Consider the following 8,190-nt stretch of genomic DNA (forward strand, 5'->3'; position numbering starts at 1 on the left):
ATGAACGACATCGAGAAGACGCCGACCACGGCGATCCGGTCCGCGGAGAAACTTCGACGACGTGCCGTCGGCGCGGGTGCGGCCGCGCAGTCACGCCTCGCGACGGCCACCCGTGCAGCGCGCTCACGGCTGGTCGAGGCGGCCGGCACGACGACCGCTCACGTGAAGACCGCGGCCGGCACCGCCCAATCCACCGCGTCCGACGCATTGAAGAGGCTTCCGCTCTCCCGCGATCGCGCACTCCGATCGGAGATCACGCCGTCGGAACTAACTGCAGACGTGAAGCTGAGCCTCTGTCGGGAACTGGTGGCCCTCGCACGTGCCGACGGCGCGCTGCATCCCAGTGAGATCTCTGCGCTGTACCTGTTGCTGACCACGATGGATCTGGACCCCGAGGCACGCACCGAGCTTCGCGGACTCATCGCCGCCGCCCAGCACACGCCCGTCGGCATCTCGCCTCGCAATGACGACCTCGACGCCGGGCACGTACCCGGAGCCTTCCTCGACGACATCGCCGACGAGCATCGTGAGGCCGTCGCCACCGCTGTCGTCCACCAGATGGTGCGTCTGGCGCTCTCCGACGGAACGATCAGCGACACCGAGCGCGCGATGATCGACGAGGTGGCAACGAGGATCTTCGATGAGCGGGGCCCGCACCTGGTGGCGTCCATCGAGCGTCTCGTCGGGAAGGAATCCGAGTTCCTGGCCGGCCGCATCACCACCGGCCAGTTCGAGACGGCGACGAAGGACATCGCCGCGAAGGCCGCCGCCTTCGGCACACCGATCGCTGCCATCTCCCTCGCCGGCAGCGTGACCGGACTCGGCGCCGCCGGGATCACGTCGGGCCTGGCAGCACTCGGGTTCGGCGGCCTCCTGGGACTGAGTTCGATGATGACCGGGATCGGCACCGTCGTGATCCTCGGCGTGCTCGTCCACCAGGGCACCCGGTACGTGCTCGGCACGAACGAGCGCAGCCGGGACACCCGGCGCGAACACCTCATGCAGCAGGTGATCGGTCAGCACCAGCGGGCGATCGCCGACCTCACCGACGACATTGGCGTCCTCGCCCGTCGGATGGAGCAGCAGCTCGCGCGCACCACGGCCAACGAGCAGAACCTGGCCGACCTCCGCAGCGACCTCGAGGCCTTCCAGATGGCGCTCGCGGACCTCCAGGCCAGCAAGACGGCCGTCGAGGAGCAGGCGGCCGGCGCATGACACCCCGTCCCCTCGCCGACGCGTCCACTGCGGTCGCCTACCAGGACGTGACGCTCGGCCGGCTGCGCGGACTGTTCGATCAGATCGACGTCGATCTCGAGGACGTCCTCCTCCGTGAGGAGAGCGTGGCACGCTCCCTGCGCGAGACGTCCTCGGAGATGGACGCCGTGCGCGCACGGCTCGAGGCCCTCGGGATCCAGGTGCAGGGCGAGCGACGAGCAGACCTGCCCACCGACCCCGACCTCTCCGAACCGTCCGTCCCGCGCTACCCGGTGCCGGAGACGATCCGCGAGACGGACGTGGAGCAGCTCGCCCGACGGGCCGAAGCGCACCTCGAACGTCTCGGCATCGACCTCTCCCGAGACCCTCTGCAGCAGGTCCTCCCGGATTCCCGGATCGCTTCCTCCCTGGAAGCCTTCTCCCGCGAGCACGGGGACGTCTCCTGGCGCAGCAGCGACTGGGGCGTCGTCCTCGCCGCGGGCGCGATCGCCACGCTCCTGGACATCGTGCTCGTGCGGATCCCGCGCGATACCCACTTTCTGGGACGGAGCCAGTCGGGCTCACCGCTCACCGGCTGGCTCCAGGACAAGCAACGGGCTGCGTCGATCCATGCACGGTTCCTGCGCCGGTTCGAAGCCACGGCGAAGGTCCCGTACGACGCGGCGACGAACGCTGCCACCGGAGGGCTGGTGGACGGGATGCGGCCCGCGACGCATCGTCTGCAGAGCTTCGGGCACGATCCTCTGCTCGGTTTCCTCTGCGGCGTCGCGGACATCATGCACGGCTCGGGCACGTACGTCGACAAGGCGGGGAAGGTCGTGCAGGTGGCCGCCCGCAGCGATCCGGTCGATCTGATCTCCGCGCTCCTGATGCAGATTCGGCATCTGCTCTCGGACGTGTACACCCCCGCGGGATTGCCCGCTCCCCTGTTCTCCCTGCTTCAGCTCGGCACCGTCGCGTCGCCCTTCGCGCTCGGCCCGTCCGGGGTGAAGGTGCCCTGGACCGACGTCGCGCGGTTCATGTACACGCACGGCTACGACCTGCGGCACTGCTTCTCGATGGGCGTCGTCCCCGGGACCGTCGAGATGATCATCCGCGCCTACTGGCTGCTCGACGGCTTCGCCCGCGGAGTCGACCCGTCGCAGCGCAAGCGCGAGACGCTCAAGTTGCGCTCCATGCTGCTGATGGGCCACTCCTTCGCGACGTCGGGCACGCTGCTCAAGACCGGCGTGCTGTTCGGCATGAACCCGCTGGCCCTGAACTACTCGCAGATCCTCGCCATGGGGCCGACGTCTCTCGCGTGGCTGCGGGAGTCCTCGGCTCGCGACCGCCGAATCGCGCGCGGGCTCGAGGAGACATGGGAGCAACTGGCGAGCGGTCTCTGAACCTCCGCCGATTCGCGCGGATCTGCTGCTCTGCCGACGGCGGGCTCTGTGTCTCCCGAGACTCGTGCTCTCCGCTTTCTCTCCGCCGTCTCCGCAGCGGTCGACGATCCCCGCCTCCGTCCCGAGCCTGACGATCGACGTGACAGGAACGCCCTACGTCACCCCTCGCCCACCGCGACGCCCAACGCCTCCGCGTGCCCGCTGGCCACCCACGCGAGGTCGATGTCCCGCGAGGTGATGCCGCCGACGTCGTGGCTGGACAGCGTCACCGTGACCTCCGGATACGTCAGCACGATGTCCGGGTGGTGATTCGCCTCCTCTGCCGAGGCGCCGATGCGGTCGACGAGGGCGAGCCCGGTGGCGAAGTCGCCCGTGGCGAAGCGGGCGGTGAGCTGCTCACCGTCGAGCGTCCACCCCGCCGGGGCGGCCTCGCTGATCTCCGATGCGGTCAGGGTCTTCTTCGGATCGGCCATGTGTCCATCGTGCGCCTCCGGATCCACGAGGGCCACCCCTCCGGCCGTTCCATGTGCCCGCACCTGGTCGAGCGCATCGCAGCTGCCTCGGACACCGTGGGCGGAGACACCGAGCAGTCGGCCGACGTCGCGCGGCTGCCCGGGTCGGACTGGGTGCCAGCGGGGGCGTGACCCGGTTCTGCGCCTCGGGTACGACCGTTCTTCGCCGAGTGGTCGTCCCGTTGATCGCCGCGAGCGTCATCGTCGCGGCTCTCGCGGTCTCACTGGTGGCGGATGTGATCGGCACGCGCAGCAAGCAGTCGAAGGTCTGACCCCACGCTCCGCCTCGTCAGTCGAAGATGCTCAGCACCCGGAACGGCAGCTTGATCAGCCACCAGATCCCGCGGCCCACCCAGGCGATCGCTGACCAGGGCACCAGGAACAGGTCCCAGATGCTGTAGGGGCTGGTGCGCGAGGCGCGGCGCGCGCGCTCCTGCATCTCCGGGTCCTCCGGTCCGGGCACGCCCGACGTGTATCGCGAACCGTCCGGCGGCGTGGGCTGCGAGCCGTACTGGGCCTGTCCGTTCCCCGAGGCGTCCGCCGCCCCGTTCCCGAGCCCGCTCATCGCGCGGGCCCGCCCCGCTGCGCGAGCTTGTCCTTGAACCCCTGGAAGGCGCCCTTGATCCCGGTGGGCTCGTCCTCGTCCTCCGACGGCAGCTCCACGTGGTCGACGATCGCGCGCATGGTGGCGACGTCGATGCTGGGCATCCCTCCCCCGAGCAGCACGCCGATCCTCTCGCCGACCAGCACCTCGAGCCCGTCGGCCGCCTGCTGACCGCGGGACTCGCGGGCCGTCTCGAGGCGGTCGCGCAGCATCCGCTCGGCGGCGGCCGATGCGGGGACCGGCTCCGGATGGCCGGCGACGGAGATGTGTTCCACGGGTGCGTCCTCTCGGGCTGGGGCGGCGGTGTCTGCCTCGGCGGTGTCTGCCCCGGCGGCGTCGCCGGGCGATGGCGGATGGAACGACGGTGTCGCCGGGCCCGCAGCAGCGCGGCACCCGGCGGACCGATCAGTCGGTGCCCGCCCCATTCTGCTCCGGGCGCGCCGAGGCCGGAGCCTCGTCCACGGTCTGCGCTCCCGTCTCGCCCGTCGGCCGCGGCTCGCTGCTCCCGCCGTTCCCCACGGCCCTGCCGTTCCCAGCGGCCCCACCGGCCCCGCCGGCACGGTGCGATCCGCCCGTCCCGCTCGCGCCCTGCCCCCGCAGGGCCTCCCCGAGCGCCTCGCCCTGGGCGCGGCCCTGGGCCTCGCCGGCCACGCGGCCCTGGATGAGGTCGGGGATGCTCAGCCCGAGCGTCGCCTCGACCGTGTCGAAGACGCCGCGCAGGGCCCCTGCGGACTCGCCGGAGAACTGCTTGCCGGCGACGTCGCCGTCGTTGCCGCCGGAGCTGACCACGGTGATCTCGCCGATCTGCGCGTAGCCCTTGGCGAAGGTCTCCATGAGGGTGGGCAGCTGGTCGACGACGCGCTGGGCGAGCAGCGCCTCCTGGTTCTCGCGCAGCGCCTCGGCCTCGGCGCGCATGGCGTCGGCGCGGGCCTCGCCGGCCAGTCGCTGGGACTCGGCGTCGGCCTCGGCGCGCAGCTTCACGGCGCGGGCGTCGGCCTCGGCGACCTCGGCGCGGGCCTCGGCCTGGCGGCGCTGCTCGAACGCGGAAGCCTCCGCGTCCTTCTGCCTGCGGTAGAGCTCGGCGTCCGCGACGCGCTTGACGTCGGCGTCCAGCTGCGCCTGCTTGTTCTCGGCCTGCTGCTGGAGGACCTCCTGGCGGGACTTCTCCCCCGCCAGGACCTGGGCCTGCTCGGCCTGCGCCTGCGCGCGCCCGACCTCGGCCTGCGCGTTCGCCTTGTTCGTGTCCAGTGCCTGCTGCTCGACGAGGTTCTGCTCCTCGTTGCGGATGCGCTCCTTGGCGACCGCGCGCTCGGCGTTGGTCTGGCTGATCTCTGCGGCCTGGCGCTTGTCCTCGATCTCCGGGGCGCCGAGGGACTGGATGTAGCCGACGCCGTCGGTGATCCCGCGGATCTGGAAGGAGTCGAGGATCAGGCCCTGCTCGCGCAGCTCGGGGATCACGGTCTCGGCGATCTGCTCGGAGAAGACCTTGCGGTCCCGCATGAGCGAGATGACGGACTGCTGGGCGATCACGCCGCGCAGCACGCCCTCGAGCTGGTCCTGGGTGAAGGACTCGATGGCCTCGTCCTGGGAGGCGAAGCGCTCGGCCGCCCGGCGCACCAGCTCGCGGTCCGAGCCGATCTTCACGAGCGCCACAGCCTCGACGGCGAGGGTGACGTTGTCCGAGGACTGCGCCTCCGCGCGCATGTTCACCTGGCGCTGGCGCAGCGAGATGACCTCGTGGCGCTGGGTGATCGGGTTGACGATCGCCTTGCCGTTGACGACCACCGTGGTCGCGGACGTGGAGCCGTCCTCGTTCTTCTGGCTCTTGCCGGAGATGACCAGCGCCTCGTCGGCCCGCGCGACCTTGATCCAACCGCGGACCAGGAAGAACGCGATCACCGCGATGACGAGGAGGGCGACGACGACCACGGCGATGAAGCCTGCGATCCCGATGCCGAGGAATGTGCTTCCCATGGGAGTTCCTTCTGGGGAGGGGACAGTGGGGCAAGGATCCCATGGATTCGTGCTGAAGAACGGGGCCGAGAGAACCCGGGGATGGGCAGAAGTCCCCATGGACCGGCGGTGTCGGTAGCCGTAGGTTGACGTCGGCACGGGCAGATCAGGAAACGGCGCTGCGAGGGGACGATGTCGGGATTCTTGGGGGCGGACACCCACCAGCTCCGCGCTTTCAGCTCGGCGCTGGCTGCGCAGTCGAGACGCGTCGACGAGCTCATGCGAGGGCTCGACGCCACGATCCTCCGTGAGGACGCGTGGATCGGACCCGACGCCGAGGCATTCCGACTCTCCTACCGCACACAGGTCCGCTCCAGCGCCCTGAGCGCCGCCGCGCGCCTCGCCGCGCTCTCGAAGCAGCTGACGCACCAGGCGGATCAGCAGGACACGGCCTCGTCAGCCGACGCGCCCGCCGTCGCGTCCCCCACCGTCGTGCCGTCATCAGGCAGCGCGTCCGCGTCTGGCACCCTTCTGGGGCTGACCGGTGCACCGAGCGCCTTCGTCAGCGGTGCCGCGGCATCGGCAGCTCTGGGGCTCCTGGGTCAGCGTGGGGACAATCGCAGCGCACGCGTCGGCACCGGTCTCAGGAACTCCCCGCGCCGCTCCGGCGACGACTCCTACGACCCCAATGCGAAGAACCCAAACGCCCAGTACTCCACTCCCGGCCCCACCCCGACCCGCGCTGGTCAGACGGGTCTCGGCACCGGCGTCCCCGGCACCCGGGCCGACACGCCCGCTCCGCCGTCGTGGACTCCTCCGGCCGACGGCGCGGGCGAATACGACTCCGAGTTCGGCGGCCCCAAGGACCATGCCGTGCATTCTCTTGCCCGTGAAGGCGCTGACCTCAAACGCGCCGATTGGCCCCACGCCGCCGACCATCTGGACCACTTCCTCGACAACACGGGAGAGGACTACTCCACGGACGTCGACGGGCTCCTCAAGGACCAGCCGCATGTCGCGCAGAAGATCGAGGAGACGCGCGAACAGGCGGGTCACGACGCCGTCGCCCAGGCACAGAAGGACGGAGCCACTGGCCCGATCACCTACCCGCTCAGCACCCCGTGGGCGAGCCACACCGGCGACCCGGACGAGGGCGATTGGTTCTACGCCTCCGGAAGCTACAACTTCAACCAGACCGGCACCGTGACCGCGTACCCTCCTGACGAGGACCACCCCGAGTGGCGGTACGAGGCCGATGCCCAGGTCAACTTCCGCGACCGGTACAACTGGGACGGCGGCAAGGCGACCCAGATCGGCCCGTTCACGGTGAGCGACGAATCCCTGGCGGCGCTCCACCGCGGTGGCCTCGCCCTGGAGTACAACCTTGTCGGGGCGTCCTCCACCCAGCACTCGGAAGGGTCCGTGACGTGAGACGACGAGCTCTTCTCCCCCTGCTCCCCCTCGCGGTCGGCACGATGCTGCTGGCCGCCTGCGAGAACTCCGACCCCGAGGAGACCGAGATGGATGCCGAGACCGTGCTCGACGCTGCGGGCCTCAGCGCCCCCGATCTGGAGGCCTCCGTGGCCGACGCGCCCCTGAAGGGCGACGAGGCGTGGAGCAGGGTCGTCACCTTCTCCGGCCCCGCCGACGTGATCGACGCATGGGTGGCGGACAACTTCCCCGACGGCATCGAGTCTCGCGCCTTCAAGGACGACATGGCTGCGGCGACCGAGCGCCTGGGGGACGGCACGCAGAAGAAGGGCGACCGCATCGCCGAGGGCGTCGAGGGATCGGCGGCGTTCGTCGTCGTGGTCGGGCAGGAGGACGAGCCCGTCGTGCATGTGGCGGTGCGGCAGACGGGGCGCTGACCGTGTCGACGGCTGGAGAGGCGCAGGCGTCCCCCGCGTCCCCTGATGTACTCGCTCGGATGGATCTTCACCCCCGCACCGCGGCCGACGCTCCGGCGCTCACCACGTTCCTGCGCGAGGTCGATCTGACCCTGAGCGGCCTGGATGCGCCGACGGTCCGGCTGTGGACCCAGCGCGATGAGGACGGCGCGATCGTCGCGAGCACGGGGTTCGAGATCAGCGCCGACGGCCGCCACGCGCTCATCCGCAGCGTCGCCGTGAGCCCCTCGCATCGCTCGCGCGGCTGCGGCACCGTGCTCGCGCGCTTCGCCCTCGAGCGCGCGGCGCAGGAGGGCGCGCAGACCGCCTGGCTGTTCAGCCGCCGGTCCGGGCCGTTCTGGCAGGGCCTGGGGTTCGCCCCCGCGCACCGCGAGGACCTCGCCGCAGCCCTCGCGGAGACCCATCAGGTGCGGCTCTTCCGGGAGACGGGCCAGCTGGAGCGGGAGGTCGCCTGGTCGCGTCCGCTGAACGCGGCCTGACGCGTCCGGCCGCGGGCCTATACGATCGATCGGTCCCCACCGCTCCCGCTGGCCCGTCTCCCGGAAGAGCCGCACCTGATGGGTCTCCGCGAGGGCTGCGGCGAGGTCCTCGCGGTGCGCGGGGGCGAACCCCAG

At 70.9% G+C, this 8,190-nt stretch carries 10 protein-coding genes; 6 read left to right on the plus strand and 4 right to left on the minus strand.

All coding sequences use genetic code 11. From position 1 onward, the window contains the following. Together MHY49_RS14650 and MHY49_RS14655 are read left to right on the plus strand one after the other, a co-directional pair. Positions 1-1,215, plus strand: coding sequence for a TerB family tellurite resistance protein (locus MHY49_RS14650; RefSeq protein ID WP_239205285.1), 1,215 nt, complete (start codon positions 1-3; stop codon positions 1,213-1,215). Then, the gene (locus MHY49_RS14655) at positions 1,212-2,600 is read left to right on the plus strand and encodes a hypothetical protein (protein ID WP_239205287.1); all 1,389 of its coding nucleotides are present in this window, start codon (positions 1,212-1,214) and stop codon (positions 2,598-2,600) included. The genes MHY49_RS14650 and MHY49_RS14655 overlap by 4 nt, the downstream gene beginning before the upstream one ends. Positions 2,601-2,758: 158 nt before the next feature. On the opposite strand, the gene MHY49_RS14660 is transcribed toward MHY49_RS14655, so the two are convergent. Next, positions 2,759-3,073 (minus strand): 4a-hydroxytetrahydrobiopterin dehydratase, encoded by a 315-nt coding sequence (locus tag MHY49_RS14660; protein WP_239205289.1) that lies wholly within the window; start codon positions 3,071-3,073, stop codon positions 2,759-2,761. On the opposite strand from MHY49_RS14660, the gene MHY49_RS14665 reads away from it, so the two are divergent. Next, on the plus strand, positions 3,074-3,244 hold the full coding sequence (locus tag MHY49_RS14665; RefSeq protein WP_239205291.1) for a hypothetical protein: 171 nt from the start codon (positions 3,074-3,076) through the stop codon (positions 3,242-3,244). It abuts the gene before it with no gap. 157 nt (positions 3,245-3,401) lie between these two features. On the opposite strand, the gene MHY49_RS14670 is transcribed toward MHY49_RS14665, so the two are convergent. The 3 genes from MHY49_RS14670 to MHY49_RS14680 form a co-directional block, all read right to left on the minus strand. Continuing rightward, positions 3,402-3,575, minus strand: a complete 174-nt coding sequence (locus tag MHY49_RS14670) for a hypothetical protein (RefSeq protein WP_239205293.1) — start codon at positions 3,573-3,575, stop codon at positions 3,402-3,404. Positions 3,576-3,673: 98 nt separating this feature from the next. Continuing rightward, positions 3,674-3,991, minus strand: coding sequence for a hypothetical protein (locus tag MHY49_RS14675; protein ID WP_239205295.1), 318 nt, complete (start codon positions 3,989-3,991; stop codon positions 3,674-3,676). 130 nt (positions 3,992-4,121) lie between these two features. Further along, a complete protein-coding gene (locus MHY49_RS14680; protein WP_239205319.1) occupies positions 4,122-5,690 on the minus strand; it encodes an SPFH domain-containing protein in 1,569 nt (522 codons plus the stop codon). Between the two features lie 171 nt (positions 5,691-5,861). On the opposite strand from MHY49_RS14680, the gene MHY49_RS14685 reads away from it, so the two are divergent. From MHY49_RS14685 to MHY49_RS14695, 3 genes are read left to right on the plus strand one after another with little or no spacing between them, the layout of a single operon-like run. Then, complete coding sequence (locus tag MHY49_RS14685) at positions 5,862-7,100, plus strand: hypothetical protein (RefSeq protein ID WP_239205321.1); 1,239 nt, start codon at positions 5,862-5,864, stop codon at positions 7,098-7,100. After that, positions 7,097-7,537, plus strand: coding sequence for a hypothetical protein (locus MHY49_RS14690; protein ID WP_239205323.1), 441 nt, complete (start codon positions 7,097-7,099; stop codon positions 7,535-7,537). The genes MHY49_RS14685 and MHY49_RS14690 overlap by 4 nt, the downstream gene beginning before the upstream one ends. Positions 7,538-7,596: 59 nt before the next feature. Then, entirely contained in the window at positions 7,597-8,055 is a 459-nt protein-coding gene (locus tag MHY49_RS14695; protein ID WP_239205325.1) for a GNAT family N-acetyltransferase, read from the plus strand. The last annotated feature ends 135 nt before the right edge of the window (positions 8,056-8,190 follow it).

Source organism: Brachybacterium sp. ACRRE (assembly GCF_022346485.1).
Classification (GTDB): domain Bacteria; phylum Actinomycetota; class Actinomycetes; order Actinomycetales; family Dermabacteraceae; genus Brachybacterium; species Brachybacterium halotolerans.